The following is a 13,245-nucleotide window of genomic DNA, read 5'->3' as shown; positions in this document are numbered from 1 at the left end:
ATGAAGATCGCCCATGTCGCGCCGCTGTACGAATCGGTGCCGCCAAGACTGTACGGGGGTACCGAGCGCATCATCTCATACCTTACCGAAGCGCTCGTCGACCTCGGCCACGAGGTGACCTTGTTCGCCAGCGGCGATACGAAGACCTCGGCCAAGCTCGTGCCGTGCCGCGAAAGGGCGCTTCGTCTCGATCCTCGCCCGCTGAAGTCGGAGATCGCGGCGCATCTGTCCATGCTCGACGAGGTGAGGAAACGCGCCGACGACTTCGACGTCGTTCATTTCCATCTCAGCCATTTCCTCCATTTCCCGTTTTTCCGCAATATGCCGCAACGCACGGTGACGACCCCGCATGGCAGGCTGGATTACGTGGATCTCGCGCAGGCCTATGACCGGTTTCCGCGGTTCCCCATGATTTCCATATCCCGCAGCCAGCGGGCGCGGTTCGCGTCCGCCAATTGGCTTGCGACAATCCATCACGGGTTGCCGGTTGGGCTTTATGAGCCCGATTTCGAAGCGGGCTCGGACGGGACCTACCTTGCGTTTCTCGGCCGAATGTCGCGCGACAAGCGGCCGGATAGGGCGATCGAGATTGCCCGCCGCACCGGCCTGAAACTGAAGCTCGCCGCCAAGGTCGGCGATGGCGACCGCGCCTATTTCGAGGAAGTCGTGCAGCCGCTCATCGATGGCGACCGGGTCGAATATGTCGGCGAGATCGGCGAGGACCAGAAGGCCAGGTTCTTGGGCAATGCGGCCGCCTTGCTGTTCCCCATCGATTGGCCCGAACCCTTCGGGCTTGCGGTGATCGAGGCCATGGCCTGCGGAACCCCGGTCATGGCCTGGAGTTGCGGCGCCATGCCCGAGATCATCGATCATGGGGCCACCGGCTTTGTCGTCGAGACCATCGAGGATGCCGTCGCCTCGATGCCTGCTCTCCTGCAACTCGACAGGCGAAGAATAAGAACCGCCTTCGAAAGGCGGTTTTCGGCCGACAGAATGGCCAGGGATTATGTCGCGGCTTATTCGCGGCTGAGCGATGGTCTCGAAGAAAGCAGAGCTTCGTAGACCTTCACCCGTTCGGAAACCAACACGGGACAATCTTCTTGACCATTACCCAACTCGACGAGCGCAAGCTCGATCCTGCAATCGCACTGGCTTCACTCGACGAAACCGCGCCCCGGGAGCCGCATCGGCTTTACGCCCTCAAGCACGGTGACTGCTTTGCCGTCGCCGATGCCTATGGCGACATACGCGGCGCCGGCGACGGCTTCTTCCGTGACGACACGCGGATGCTCTCCGAATTTCGCCTGACCGTCGGCGGACGGTCGCTCTCATTGCTTGGCGCATCGCTTAGCCAGGACAACGTCCTGTTCACGAGCAATCTGACCAACCTGCCGATCGAGAGTGCCGCTGGCCGACAGATTCCGCAAGGTGCCCTTCATATCGAGCGGGTCAGACTGCTGTGGCAGGAAAGACTGTATGAACGCATAACGCTCTCCAACTACAGCCGGGAGCATTCGACCGTCCTTCTGTCGCTGCGCTTCGGTGTCGATTTTCGCGACATGTTCGAGGTTCGGGGTTCGACGCGTCCCAAGCGAGGAACTGCCCACACGGCCGAGATCGATCGGAACTCGGTCTTGCTGCGCTACGAAGGCTTGGACAAGGTGGTGCGTACATCCGCGATGTCGTTTTCGCAGACGCCCGATCAATTGACCTCCGAGCGGGCGGATTTCTTCATCGCGATCACCAAGCGCAGCAGCCAGACGCTTTACGTGGAAGTGGGCGGCGAGACGACAGACCGGCCCGAAAGCGGCCGGTTCCGGGCCGCCGCCGCCCGTGCCCGTTTCGGCATGCGCGCCAAGCGGCGGCATGGCGCGACGCTGCACAGTTCGGGCCGTGTTTTCAATGATTGGATGGAACGCGCCCGCGCGGACGTGGCGTTGCTCACGACGGAATTGGCGACCGGCCCTTACCCCTATGCCGGCATTCCATGGTTTTCCACCGCCTTCGGCCGGGACGGGGTGATTTCCGCCTTGCAGATGCTTTGGCTCAATCCAGGCCTGGCCCGCGGCGTGCTTGCGTTTCTCGCCCAGCACCAGGCGACCGAGACCTCTCTCTTCAGCGATTCCGAACCCGGCAAGATCATGCACGAGACGCGCAAGGGCGAGATGGCGGCGCTCAGCGAACTGCCGTTCGGCCGCTACTATGGCGGTGTCGACACGACGCCTCTCTACATCCATCTCGCCTGCGCCTATGCCGACCGCACGGGAGACACGGCTTTCATCGACAGCCTTTGGCCATCGCTGTGCGCGGCGGCCGAGTGGATCGAAACAGCGAGCCGTCCCACAGGGTTCCTCACCTACCAGCGCGCCGCGGAGTCAGGGCTTGCCAACCAGGGGTGGAAGGACAGTTTCGATTCCGTCTTCCATGCCGACGGCCGCATTCCAAAAGGACCGATAGCGCTGGTCGAGGTCCAGGGCTACGTCTTCGCGGCGTTCCAGGGATTGGCAAAGCTTGCGCGGTTGCGCGGCGAAGAGGAGCGGGCGCAGGATTGGGAAGTGCGCGCGGATGCCATTCGCCAACACGTCGAACGGCACTTCTGGATCGAAGACCTCGGCTATTATGCACTGGCGATCGATGGCGATGGCCAGCCCTGCAAGGTGCGCACGTCCAATGCCGGTCACCTGCTCTATGTCGGCCTTCCCAGTCCGGATCGCGCACGCATGGTCGCCGACCAGTTGCTGTCGGCTTCGTTCCATTCCGGCTGGGGACTGAGAACGCTGGCTGACGACGCGATCTTCTTCAATCCGATGTCCTATCATAACGGGTCGATCTGGCCGCACGACACCGCGATCTGCGCGGCCGGACTGGCACGATATGGGATCCGCGACAGCGTGGTGCGGTTGATGAGCGGAACCTTCGAATCCGCGGTTCACTTCAACATGCGGCTGCCCGAACTGTTCTGTGGTTTCACGCGCGCGGCCGGCGAAGCGCCGATCGCCTATCCGGTGGCCTGCCTGCCGCAGGCCTGGTCCGCGGGCTCCGCCTTCATGCTCATGCAGGCCTGCCTGGGCCTCCAGATCGACGGCCGGACCAACGAAATTCACGTGACCCAGCCGCGCTTGCCGATCGGTATCGACAACCTCGTCCTTCGCCATCTCTCGGTAGGAGATGTGGCGGTGGATCTGACGTTTCAACGCGTGGGAGATCGTGTCGGCGCCTTCCTCGCCGATGCGCATGAGGGTCTGGTCCCTCTGGTGGTCAGGAGCTGAAAAATCGGAACCATCATGGGTCCGGAACGTTGGACTGCCATGCCAAGGATGCTGGAGTTCCTGTCGGTGGATTTGCCGCATCGCATTGAAAGGTAATCAATTCGAAATGCCCGACAACAGTTCGTATCTGGTCGTTTCTTCAGCTGCAACGTGGCTCTTCATCATCGCAATTGTCGTCATCCTATGCATCGCTTTTGCCTTGGCGGTTTCGCGGGCGAATCGGGCCAGAAACGCCAAGCGCACTCGCCTCGAAGCAGGGCTCGCCCGCAGTCCGCTGCCGGAATTCGAAAAGAACGGGCAATCCGCGACCGCCGCGCTCGTCCAATGGTCGCCGGAAACCTTGCGTCACATTCTGGCGAGGGAACTTCCGGACGCGCAGGTGATCGTGGTCTCGAACCGTGAACCCTATATCCACAACCGCAACGGGGACGAAATCCAGCTGGTCGTGCCCGCCAGCGGCTTGGTCTCGGCCCTGGAGCCGATTACGCGCGCCTGTGCCGGCACATGGATCGCCTATGGGGGCGGCTCGGCCGATGCACTTGTCGTCGATGAAAATGACCGCGTCGAGGTGCCGCCGGAAAATCCTTCCTATACGTTGCGCCGCGTCTGGCTGAGCGAGGAAGAACTGCAGGGCTATTACCTGGGCTTTGCCAATGAAGGGCTCTGGCCGCTGTGCCACATTGCCTTCACCAGGCCGACCTTCCGCGCTTCGGACTGGGAGGCCTACGAGGCGGTCAATCGCAAGTTCGCGGAGACGGTTGTCGCCGAGGCCCGCAACGAACGGCCGATCGTTCTAGTCCAGGACTATCATTTCGCGTTGTTGCCGCGGATGATCCGGGAGCGCCTGCCGGAAGCGATCATCATTACCTTCTGGCACATTCCATGGCCGAACTCCGAGGTCTTCAGCATCTGCCCGTGGCGCGAGAAGATTCTCGAAGGGCTGCTTGGCAGTTCAATCGTCGGCTTCCACACCCAGTTTCATTGCAACAACTTCATCGACAGCGTCGACCGCTTCCTGGAGAGCAGGATCGAGCGCGAGGATTCCGCGATCTCCTATGGCGGCCAGATCAGCCTGGTTCATGCCTATCCGATTTCGATCGAATGGGACCCGGCGCGACAGGCCAAGCTGCCCGATGTGGCGCAATGCCGCCGGCTTGTTCGTGAGAAATTCGGGCTGGCGGATGATGTCAGGCTGTGCGTTGGCGTCGAACGTCTCGACTACACCAAGGGCATCCTTGATCGCTTTACCGCACTCGATGAGCTGCTGACGCTTCATCCGGAATGGATTGGCAAGGTCGCCTTCCTGCAGATCGCGGCCCCCAGCCGCGGAAGCTTGCCCGCATATCAACAGCTGCACGAAGAATGTCTGCGCCAAGCCGAGGACCTCAACCGGCGCTATGGCCGTGACGGCTACACTCCCGTCCTCATGGTGACGGAGCATCATTCGCAGGATCAGGTCTACGAAATCTACCGGGCGGCCGACGTGTGCATGGTCACAAGCCTGCATGACGGCATGAACCTTGTGGCCAAGGAGTTTGTCGCGGCGCGCGATGACGAACAAGGTGTCCTCCTGCTGAGCATGTTCGCCGGCGCCTCGAAGGAATTGCTGGAGGCGCTGATCGTCAACCCCTACGACGCCACGATGATGGGGGACGCCTTGTTGCAGGCTTTGACGATGTCGGCGGATGAGCAGCGGCAGCGCATGCAAAGGATGCGTGAGATCGTTCGCGAGAACAATGTCTATCGGTGGGCAGGCAGCATGCTTCTCGATGCCGCGCGCTTGCGCAAACGCGTTGCGGTCGATCGCGCCGTCGGCGCGGCCCCGACGTCATCAGGCAATGTGATATCGCTGCTTGATCGCAGACGCGTGGCGGCACTGTGATGTCGTCCTTGCCAAAACTGTCCGCGCCTGAAGTCCCCAAAGGGCCGTGGTGCCTTTTCCTGGATATTGACGGCACGCTTCTGGAACATGCCGCGCATCCCGACGCGGTGGTTGTCAGCGATCAGTTGCGTAAGCTGTTGGCGGGGCTCGAATTGCAATTGGACGGAGCCCTGGCGTTCATCACGGGACGGTCGATCGCCGCGGTCGACCATCTCTTCCAGCCCCTAAGATTGCGCGCCGCCGGGCTCTATGGGCTTGAGCACAGGCTCACGCGTGACGGTCCGGTGGAGGCGGCTGGCGAGCCGGCCGACATTGCCGCGCTTGCTGAGGAAGTCGAAGCGGAACTGGCCAGCGCGGACGTCTATATCGAGCGCAAGGGTCCGATCCTGGCAATCCACACACGCGCGGCGCCGCACTTGTTGCAGCGCGCGACGCAACTGGTCGAACAGGCGCTGGAGAGGTTGCCCGTGGGATATCGGGTGCTGGCGGGTAATGCCGGCGTTGAACTGATGCCGCTGGAGGCAGCGAAGGGCGCGGCAATCAGGCGTTTTTTGGATCTGCCGGCTTTCGAGGGGAGGCGGCCAGTGTTTCTGGGCGACGACACGTCCGACGAGAATGGGTTCGAGGCCGTCAATGAGATGGAAGGCATTTCGATCCGCATCAAACCGCGCGGGACGACAGCAGCGCGATACGCGCTTGCCGGCGTGGACGAGGCCTTGGCCTGGCTGGATGCGGTAAGCCTCGCCCAGGTCCGCTGAGGCGGCTCAGCCTTCCCCGAAAACAAGAGAAACATTGCCGCCGGCGTGACGCTCGAGGCGGCCGGCGAGATCAAGTTCCAGGAGCACCATGAAGACCTGGGCCGGGTGCAGACCGGTGTGGCGAATGATTTCATCGACTGGCACGGGTGTCGGCCCCAGTGTCTCGATCACCTTGGCGCGGTCGCTCTCGCCCGGTGGCGGGGTGGCTGAAAAGTCAGGCGGATCTTCAAACGGCGGCACCTCGGGCGCGCGCATTCCGGTCAGCGGCGCGATCGCCCGGGAAATGTCTGAAGCTTCCGTCACCAGCGTGGCGCCGTCCTTGAGCAGGCCATTGGTTCCGGCGGCGCGCGGATCGAGCGGGGAACCGGGCACCGCGAAGACCAGCCGGCCCATCTCGCCGGCAAGCCTGGCGCTGATCAGCGAACCTGAGCGCTGCGCTGCTTCAATCACGACCAATCCAAGCGCAGCACCGGCGACAAGGCGGTTGCGGCGCGGAAAATCCTGGGCGCGCGGCTGCCAGCCGAACGGCATTTCCGACAGGATGGCGCCGCGCTCGGCAATGTCATCGCACAGGCCGGCATTTTCGGGCGGGTAGGGCAGGTCGAGCCCGCCGGCGAGCACTCCGACCGTACCGGTCGAGAGGCTGCCCTGATGCGCCGCCGTATCGATGCCACGTGCCAGGCCGGAGATGATTCCGTAGCCGTCCCTTCCGAGATCGGCGGCCAGCATGCGCGCCATCTTGATGCCGGCAAGCGACGCGTTGCGCGCGCCGACGATCGCGACCCCAGGCAACCGGAACACCGCGGCATTGCCCTTGATCGCCAGCAGCGGCGGCGGATTGTCCATGCTGCGCAGCAACGGCGGATAGTCTGCCTCGCCAATGCCGACAAAGCGTGCACCGATCCGTCGTGCGGCTTCCATCTCGGCCTCGGCTTCGGCAATGGAAGGGATGCGCACGATCCGGTTGGCGCCGCCGGAGATCATCAGTTCCGGCAGCATTTCCAATGCGACTTCCGCCGAACCGAAGCGGTTGATCAAGTCGCGAAAGGAGGCCGGGCCGACATTCGGAGTACGGATCAGCCGTAGCCAGCTCAGCCGCTGGCGATCGCTGAGACGCGGCGCTGCGGCCGGTTCGCTCACCCCTTGGCTCCGATCTTGCCCTCGGTGCCGGCAAGCAGCCGCGAGATGTTGGCTCTATGCTTGATGAAAACAATGATGCTCATGACCACGAACAGGGCGGCAATCTGGGGTGTGCTCATGAAATAGAGGGCGATCGGGACGACGACGGCCGCGACCAGCGCCGCCAGCGAGGAGAAGCGAAACAAGAAAGCCACCGCCAGCCAGACGACGGCGAAGATCAGTGCCACCTGCCAGGCGAGGCCGATCAGCACACCGAGATAGGTGGCGACGCCCTTGCCGCCTTTGAAGCCCAGCCAGACAGGGAAGAGGTGACCGAGAAAGGCGCCAAGGCCGGCCCAGACCGCCGTCTCGGGCGCGAAATGGCCGGCGATCAAAACGGCAGCGGTGCCTTTCAGCGCGTCGAGCAGCAAGGTCGCGGCGGCAAGCCCCTTGTTGCCGGTGCGCAGCACGTTGGTGGCGCCGATATTGCCGGAACCGAGCTTGCGCACGTCGCCGAGGCCGGCAGCGCGGGTGAGCAGCAGACCGAACGGAATCGAGCCCAGCAGATAGCCGAAAACCAGTGCCAGGATCAGGCCGTAAGTCATTGGTTCCCCCGCATTTCCCCCAACCATCCCCGACGTGACATGGCCACTGCCGGTTCAGGATGAAAACACTGTGCGGCCCGCCACCAGCGTTTGCAAGACCTTGCCTTGCAGCCGCGCCCCTTCGAAACAGGTGTTCTTCGAGCGCGAACGAATGCCGCTTTCACTGACGATCCAGGGTTCGTCCAGATCGACAAGCGCTAGGTCCGCAATGGCACCCGGCTTCAGCGTGCCGCCTGGCAATCCAAAAAGCCTCGCCGGCGCGGTGGACAAGGTTTCGATCAGCCTGAGCAACGGCACATCGCCATTGTGGTAGAGGCGCAAGGCCGCGCCCAGCAGGGTTTCGAGGCCGATGGCTCCTGCTGCCGCGTCGGCGAAGGGCAGGCGTTTGGTGTCGACATCCTGCGGATCATGCGAGGAGACGATGATGTCGACCGTTCCGTCCTTCACCGCCTCGATGATAGCCAGCCGGTCTTCCTCGGCCCGCAGCGGCGGCGTCAGGCGAAAGAAGGTGCGATACTCGCCGACGTCGTTTTCGTTGAGCGACAGATTGTGGATCGAGACGCCCGACGTCACCGCCGCGCCATCGGCCTTCGCCCGCGCCATGGCGCTTGCGGCCATCGCCGTCGAGATCTTCGCCGCATGGTATGAACCGCGCGTCAGCCGCGCCAGCGCAAGGTCTCGCTCGAGCGGGATGGATTCGGCTTCACGCGGAATGCCGGAAAGGCCGAGCCAACTGGCGTACAGGCCTTCATTCATGACGCCCGACGAGCCGAGGTCGGCATCCTGCGTTTCGTGGACGATGGTGGCGCCGAAGTCGCGGGCATAGGTCAGCGCGCGGCGCATCACCAATGCGCTCGATATGGTATGCCGGCCATCGGTGAAGGCGACGGCGCCTGCCTCGCGCAGCAGGCCGAACTCCGTCATCTCGCGGCCGTGGAGGCCCTTGGTGATGGCGGCGGCCGGAAAGATGTTGACGACAGCCGTATCCTTGGCTGTGCGCAGCACGAATTCGACCAGCGCCACATTGTCGATCACCGGGTCGGTGTCGGGCATCATGACGATCGACGTCACCCCGCCGGCGGCCGCGGCGATGCTTGCCGAAGCGATGGTTTCGCGATGCTCGCCGCCCGGTTCGCCGATGAAGACGCGGCCATCGATCAAACCCGGGATGATCGCCTTGCCGGCGCAGTCGATTGCCGTGGCGCCGTCGGGGGCGCCCTGGTTCAGCGCCGCCTTGCCCGCGGCAACGATTTTCTTGCCATCGACGATGACGGAGCCGACTTCGTCGACCCCGCGCGAAGGGTCGACGATGCGGGCGCGTTCAAAGACCGTGATGCTCATGCGCCGCGGCCCTCTTGATTACGGCCCTCTTGATTACGACGCGGATCGAGCAGCGCTTCCATCACCGCCATGCGCACGGCGACGCCCATCTCCACCTGTTCCTGGATGACGCTTTGCGGGCCGTCGGCGATTTCGGAGGCGATCTCGACCCCCCGGTTCATCGGGCCAGGATGCATGACCAGAGCATCGTCCTTGGCCGCCTTGAGCTTTTCGGCATCGAGGCCGAAATAGCGGAAATATTCGCGCACCGACGGCACGAAGGCGCCTTCCATGCGCTCGCGCTGCAAGCGCAACATCATCACCACATCCGCGTCCTTGAGGCCTTCCGCCATCGATCGGCAAACGATCACGCCCATCCTGTCGATGCCCGACGGCAGCAGCGTCGAGGGCGCCACCACCCGCACCTGTGCGCCAAGTGCGTTGAGCAGCATGATGTTGGAGCGCGCCACGCGCGAATGCAGGATATCGCCGCAGATCGCCACGATCAGCTTCGACAGCGGACCCTTGGCGCGGCGAATGGTGAGCGCGTCGAGCAGCGCCTGTGTCGGGTGTTCATGGGCGCCGTCGCCGGCATTGACCACCGAGCAACCGACTTTCTGCGCCAGAAGGGCCGCGGCGCCCGCCGACTGGTGGCGGATGATCAATATGTCGGGCCGCATGGCGTTCAGTGTCATCGCGGTGTCGATGAGCGTTTCGCCCTTCTTCACCGAAGAACTCGCCACCGACATGTTCATGACATCGGCGCCAAGCCGCTTTCCGGCCAGCTCGAACGAGGACTGCGTGCGGGTCGAGGCTTCGTAGAAGAGGTTGATCTGGGTTCGGCCGCGCAGCGTCGAGGTCTTTTTCTCGGACTGCCGCGAGATCGCGACCGCCCGATCCGCCCTGTCGAGCAACAGCTCGATGTCGGCGGGCGAAAGATCGCTGATGCCCAGAAGATGGCGGTGAGGATAGAGTGGCAGGGACGAAGCGTCGGTCATCTCAAGGGGCTGCTATAGGGTGCGGATTTCGCGCCCGCAAGCGCCTGCCTCGGATTGGGGCCGTTCTCCTCAATTTTTTCGTGTAGATAGCCGATTAAACCGGCCGGTATTTTCATCGCGCGCGCGGCAACGCTTGGCTATATCTAGCCGATGGCCTTGGATTCGTGGCTTTCGGACGATAAGGGCCTTTCTACCGATAGAGGATTGGGCGTGACCGACGACGTAACGAACCAGCCGCCGCCGCTGACCGGCGGCAACGCCTGGCGAGGCGATCCGTTGCTGATCCAGCTTGCCGAGCGCTTTTCCGATCCGGTGCGCAAGGATCTCGACGGGCTTGGCCGTTTCGTGCTCACGCAGGAAGCGCAGGAACTGGCGCGCCTGGCCAATGTCGAGACGCCGAAACTCAGGACGCATGATCGCCAGGGACGGCGTATCGACCTGGTCGAATTCCATCCTGCCTACCACGCCTTGATGCGCCGCTCGGTGGCCAACGGGCTGCACTCCTCGGTCTGGGAAAATGGCGACGCCGAGATCGGCCGCCGCCATCAGGTGCGGGCCGCCCGTTTCTACCTGACGGCGGAACTCGAGACCGGGCACCTGTGCCCCATCACCATGACCAGCGCCTCGCTGGCAGCGCTGATGGCCAGCCCAAAGCTGTTTCGTGAATGGGCGCCGCGGGTGACGACGCGCAAATACGACCAGGGCCAGAAGCCGCCGGTCGAGAAGACCGGACTGACGCTCGGCATGGGCATGACCGAGAAACAGGGCGGCACCGATGTGCGCGCCAATGTGACAAGGGCGGAACGTGTCGGCAACGGCTTCTATCGCCTGACGGGACACAAATGGTTCATGTCGGCGCCGATGTCGGATGCCTTCCTGGTGCTGGCGCAGGCGCCGGAGGGACTGTCCTGTTTCCTGGTGCCACGTGTGCTCGGCGACGGGTCGGGCAATGGCTTTCGCTTCCAGCGGCTGAAGGACAAGCTCGGCAACCGCTCCAACGCGTCTTCCGAGGTGGAATTCGTCAACGCCATCGGCGAGATGGTCGGCGAGCCCGGCGCCGGCGTGAAGACGATCATGGACATGGTGACGCTGACGCGCCTCGACTGCGCGGTGGCGTCCTCGGCGATCATGCGGGCGGGGCTGGCCGAGGCGATCCATCATGCCCGCCATCGCCAGGTGTTCGGCTCGACCCTGATCGAACAGCCTTTGATGCAGCGCGTGCTGGCCGACATGGCGCTCGATGTCGCCGCTGCGACCGCCCTGTCATTCCGGCTGGCCCGTTCCTTCGACGAGGCGGCGAGCGATCGCGGCGAGGCGGCATTCGCCCGCGCCATGACGCCGGTCGTCAAATACTGGGTTTGCAAGATCGCGCCGCCGCTGCTCTACGAGGCGATGGAGTGCCTCGGTGGCAATGGTTATGTCGAGGAAGCGCCGCTCGCCCGCTACTACCGCGAAGCGCCCGTCAACGCGATCTGGGAAGGATCGGGCAATGTGATGGCGCTCGATGTGCTGCGCGTGCTTGGCCGCGCGCCGGGCCTCTTCGAAGAAGTGCTGGCCGGCATCGACCGTGACCTTGGCGCCGGCGGGCGCGGCACGATTGGCGTTTTGAAGGCGGCCATGCAGGTGGCTTCGACGGACGAGGGCTCGGCTCGGCTGCTGACGGAACAACTGGCGCTGTCGGCCGCGGCCGCCGAGTTGCGCCGGCTGGGGGCAGGGCGAATTGCCGATGCCTTCGTGGAGACGCGGCTCGCCGGCCAATGGCGCAACACCTACGGCATGCTCGATGCCCGTCACGACGCCCGCATGATCATCGATACGCTCTACCCACCGGTGAACTGACCGCGACGCCATCCATTTTCGAGGCGCGTCGATGGAGCCTTCACCGGGCCTGTCGTCGCCGTTAACCTTAACAAATGGTTTCGATTGCGACGGCGAAGCGCAAAGCCCACTGTCATTCCTGGCGAAACAGGAATCACGATGCGACACGTATTGACCTCCTTTCTGTCGGTGCACTGGGCGATCGTTTTCGCCCTGTTGGCGCTCGTCTGCATCGACGGAAACCGAGGTGTGGCGGCGGCGCTTGGCTTACTCGGTGTGACCGCCGAGGGCGCGCGCGCCGTCAATCTGGAGAACATTGTCGTGGTCGCTCCGCTGGCGACCGCATTGCTGGTCGTGGCAGTGCTGTTCTTCTGGGCCTTTGTCGATTCGCTGATCAGCGACGCGTCCAGCCCGGGCGCCGACAGCGTCGTTCGCATCGCCTTTATCTCTGCTTCAGGCTTAATGTCGGTGATCCTGATCGGCGGCGCGGCACAGGGTATCAACGGCCTGTTCATGGTGGTGGCCGTGCAATTGGCCGCACTTCTGGCCTCCTATGTCGCGATGCTCGCCGAACGGCGTTCGGTAGCCGCGTTGGATGAGGACGATTTCCACGCCACGGCGCACAACATGGCAAAAGCCGCGGCGCATAACTCACTGCTATCCCTGATATCGGGCCGTGCCGGGCCGGCCAGGAAGGGAGGCCGCTGATGCGCTACATCTTCGCGTTGTGGGCGGCGCCGATGGCGCTGTTCTGGGGCTGGTTCTACCTGTCGCTCAACGACATGAATTTCGGCTACGTGATGCTGACGCGCCAGCTGCACGACTTCGTGTTCCAGCTCTACGGGCAGATGCTCGGCATCGATCCCGCCATCATCCCGGGCATGGTGGCGAAGGCCTGCGTGTTCGACGGCCTGCTGCTGATGGCGATATGGGCGTTTCGCAGGCGCCGCGAGATCTTCGGCTGGATCAGGCGGCGCTGGACGGGTCCGATTCCGTTCGAGCGGCTGCATCGAGCGACTGAAGCCGGTCCAAAACTCCCTGCAGAATAAAGGCGGCCGCCGCCGAATCGATCTTGCCGGCGCGTTTGGCGCGCGAGAAATCCATCTCGATCAGCGTCCGTTCGGCCGCGACGGTCGATAGCCGCTCATCCCAGAACACGAAGGGCAGGTCGCTTAGCTGCGCCATGTTGCGCACGAAGGCGCGCGATTTCTGTGCGCGCGGACCTTCCGACCCATCCATGTTGATCGGCAATCCGATCGCCACCGCACCGACATTCTCCTTCTTCAGCAACGCCAAAAGGACGGCGGCGTCGAGCGAGAATTTCCTCCGCATGATGACCGGACGCGGATGAGCGAAGGAGAAACCCCGGTCGGAAACCGCGACGCCGATCGTCTTGTCGCCGAGATCGAGCCCCGCCAGGGTCGTGCCGTTGGCGAGCCGTGCCGGTAGTTGCTCAATCGTGATGACAGCCAACGG

12 protein-coding genes are annotated in these 13,245 nt (G+C 63.6%); 7 read left to right on the top strand and 5 right to left on the bottom strand.

Going from position 1 to position 13,245, the window contains the following annotated elements:
- From FJ948_RS01275 to otsB, 4 genes are all read left to right on the top strand, one after another.
- Positions 1-1,062 (top strand): glycosyltransferase family 4 protein, encoded by a 1,062-nt coding sequence (locus FJ948_RS01275; protein ID WP_140701410.1) that lies wholly within the window; start codon positions 1-3, stop codon positions 1,060-1,062.
- A gap of 44 nt (positions 1,063-1,106) precedes the next feature.
- Positions 1,107-3,269 (top strand): amylo-alpha-1,6-glucosidase, encoded by a 2,163-nt coding sequence (locus FJ948_RS01270; protein WP_140702178.1) that lies wholly within the window; start codon positions 1,107-1,109, stop codon positions 3,267-3,269.
- Between the two features lie 106 nt (positions 3,270-3,375).
- Entirely contained in the window at positions 3,376-5,151 is a 1,776-nt protein-coding gene (locus FJ948_RS01265) for a trehalose-6-phosphate synthase (RefSeq protein ID WP_140702176.1), read from the top strand.
- Positions 5,151-5,909, top strand: a complete 759-nt coding sequence (gene otsB, locus FJ948_RS01260) for a trehalose-phosphatase (protein WP_140701409.1) — start codon at positions 5,151-5,153, stop codon at positions 5,907-5,909. The genes FJ948_RS01265 and otsB overlap by 1 nt, the downstream gene beginning before the upstream one ends.
- Before the next feature lie 6 nt (positions 5,910-5,915).
- On the opposite strand, the gene dprA is transcribed toward otsB, so the two are convergent.
- From dprA to FJ948_RS01240, 4 genes are read right to left on the bottom strand one after another with little or no spacing between them, the layout of a single operon-like run.
- Entirely contained in the window at positions 5,916-7,049 is a 1,134-nt protein-coding gene (dprA, locus tag FJ948_RS01255) for a DNA-processing protein DprA (protein ID WP_140701408.1), read from the bottom strand.
- A complete protein-coding gene (plsY, locus tag FJ948_RS01250; RefSeq protein ID WP_140701407.1) occupies positions 7,046-7,633 on the bottom strand; it encodes a glycerol-3-phosphate 1-O-acyltransferase PlsY in 588 nt (195 codons plus the stop codon). Before plsY ends, dprA begins: the two co-directional genes overlap by 4 nt.
- Before the next feature lie 54 nt (positions 7,634-7,687).
- On the bottom strand, positions 7,688-8,974 hold the full coding sequence (locus tag FJ948_RS01245) for a dihydroorotase (RefSeq protein WP_140701406.1): 1,287 nt from the start codon (positions 8,972-8,974) through the stop codon (positions 7,688-7,690).
- A complete protein-coding gene (locus FJ948_RS01240; RefSeq protein ID WP_140701405.1) occupies positions 8,971-9,951 on the bottom strand; it encodes an aspartate carbamoyltransferase catalytic subunit in 981 nt (326 codons plus the stop codon). The genes FJ948_RS01245 and FJ948_RS01240 overlap by 4 nt, the downstream gene beginning before the upstream one ends.
- Before the next feature lie 210 nt (positions 9,952-10,161).
- Between FJ948_RS01240 and FJ948_RS01235 the strand changes: the two genes are divergently transcribed.
- The 3 genes from FJ948_RS01235 (at position 10,162) to FJ948_RS01225 (ending at position 12,818) form a co-directional block, all read left to right on the top strand.
- The gene (locus tag FJ948_RS01235; protein WP_140701404.1) at positions 10,162-11,790 is read left to right on the top strand and encodes a DNA alkylation response protein; all 1,629 of its coding nucleotides are present in this window, start codon (positions 10,162-10,164) and stop codon (positions 11,788-11,790) included.
- Between the two features lie 138 nt (positions 11,791-11,928).
- The gene (locus FJ948_RS01230) at positions 11,929-12,477 is read left to right on the top strand and encodes a hypothetical protein (protein WP_140701403.1); all 549 of its coding nucleotides are present in this window, start codon (positions 11,929-11,931) and stop codon (positions 12,475-12,477) included.
- Complete coding sequence (locus tag FJ948_RS01225) at positions 12,477-12,818, top strand: DUF6105 family protein (protein ID WP_140701402.1); 342 nt, start codon at positions 12,477-12,479, stop codon at positions 12,816-12,818. The genes FJ948_RS01230 and FJ948_RS01225 overlap by 1 nt, the downstream gene beginning before the upstream one ends.
- On the opposite strand, the gene ruvX is transcribed toward FJ948_RS01225, so the two are convergent.
- Positions 12,736-13,242 (bottom strand): Holliday junction resolvase RuvX, encoded by a 507-nt coding sequence (ruvX, locus tag FJ948_RS01220; protein ID WP_140701401.1) that lies wholly within the window; start codon positions 13,240-13,242, stop codon positions 12,736-12,738. The two genes, FJ948_RS01225 and ruvX, sit on opposite strands and share 83 nt — an antisense overlap.
- Positions 13,243-13,245: the final 3 nt, after the last annotated feature.

This window comes from Mesorhizobium sp. B2-3-12 (genome assembly GCF_006442205.1).
In the GTDB taxonomy this organism is placed as follows: Bacteria; Pseudomonadota; Alphaproteobacteria; order Rhizobiales; family Rhizobiaceae; genus Mesorhizobium.
This window is presented reverse-complemented; position numbering and strand designations above follow the sequence as displayed.